The organism is Nitrobacter sp. 62-13, from assembly GCF_001896955.1.
In the GTDB taxonomy this organism is placed as follows: Bacteria; Pseudomonadota; Alphaproteobacteria; order Rhizobiales; family Xanthobacteraceae; genus Nitrobacter.
The window spans coordinates 6,646-7,963 of the sequence record NZ_MKRN01000059.1 but is presented as its reverse complement, the minus strand read 5'-3'; the positions used below and the strand labels follow the sequence as shown (position 1 = coordinate 7,963).

General features: G+C 64.7%; 3 protein-coding genes. All 3 read left to right on the top strand.

The window, feature by feature from the left end; genetic code table 11:
* The coding region (locus BGN91_RS06160; RefSeq protein WP_292611466.1) for a hypothetical protein at positions 1-742 on the top strand (742 nt) is incomplete at its 5' end.
* 3 nt (positions 743-745) lie between these two features.
* The gene (locus BGN91_RS06155) at positions 746-979 is read left to right on the top strand and encodes a hypothetical protein (RefSeq protein WP_292611465.1); all 234 of its coding nucleotides are present in this window, start codon (positions 746-748) and stop codon (positions 977-979) included.
* Positions 980-1,119: 140 nt separating this feature from the next.
* Positions 1,120-1,318: DUF6511 domain-containing protein (locus BGN91_RS06150; protein WP_292611463.1), on the top strand; the 199-nt coding region annotated here is incomplete at its 3' end.

Genomic DNA, 1,318 nt, shown 5'->3' with positions numbered 1-1,318 from the left:
GACCATCATGTTCGACATGAACGATGCCGAGCCGCAGAAGAGCGGCGAACTCATTCCCGATGGCACCTTCGCCAAGGTCACCATGAGCATCCGCCCAGGCGGAGTCGACGGCCAGAGCGAGATCGACCAAGCGCTGCTCAAGGCGCCCAAGGATCCGTCAAGCGACGTGCGCATGCTCGACTGCGAATTCACCGTGGCGGAGGGACCGCATGCCAAGCGCAAGTTTTGGCAGATGTTCACCGTGCAGGGCGGAAAGGTTGACGAGAACGGCGTCTCGATCGCCTGGAAGATCTCGAAAAGCACCTTCCGCGCCATGATCGACAGCGCGCTCGGCCTCGACCCGCAGGACATGAGCGAGGTAGCCAAGCAGAAGCGCATCCTGCGCGGTCTTGCCGACCTCAACGGCATCACCTTCGTCGCCAAGATCAAGGTCGAGGCGAGCGAGGACGCCCGCTACAGCGATCAGAACCGTCTCGACCGCGTGGTGTTGCCGAACGAGAAGGAATGGAAGCTCGTTATGGATGGCAAGGACGTGCCGGCGAGCCCGAGCCGCTCGCGCGGCGCCGGCAGCAAGGCCGCGGCCGCGCAGCCCGCTTGGACGCAAGGCGCAGCCCCAGGCGGCCAGCCCCCGGCTGCACCACGGTCATCGCAGGCACCCAGTGCACCCGCCTGGTCGCAACCGGCGTCCGGCGCTGGCGCGCCGGCGGCAAAGCAGCCAGGCCCGGCATGGCTCAACGGCTGAACCATGACCGACGACGAATGGCAGGCGCACGTTGCGCATGAAGCGGCCAAGGCGATCGGCGAATGGCTCGAAGGAAGAGGACGGCTGCATCAGCCAATCCGCTCTTTGACCATGCCCGAGCTCGAAGCCTTGGCGCAGAACGCCATCAGCCGCTTCATCGTGCTGGCGTCGCAGCGGATCGCGGAGGCACCCGGCGAACCCGAGTCGCAGAAGCTCTCGACGCTGCTCATGGGCTGAGAGCCTGCGCGCTCTGCAGTCGAGAGGCGCGCGGCTTCTACTACACGCACCAGCTGCGCCCCGACCGATATCCGACCTTCGCCTTCTGCTCGCTGCGCTGCCTCAACGCCGGCGCCGCAATCGCCAAGAGGAACCACGGCATGATCGACAAGACCGAGCTGGAAACGCAGGCGATCAAGGCGGCACGCCGCAATTTTGCGGAGGTGCTGACCGAGCTCGGATTGATGGCGCCGTTCCATGACCGATCGGCCAACGAGATCGATCGCATCATCGAGGCTTGTGTCGACGGTTTCCAGGCCGCCATGCATCGCGAAACACTTAACGACGACATTCCATTTT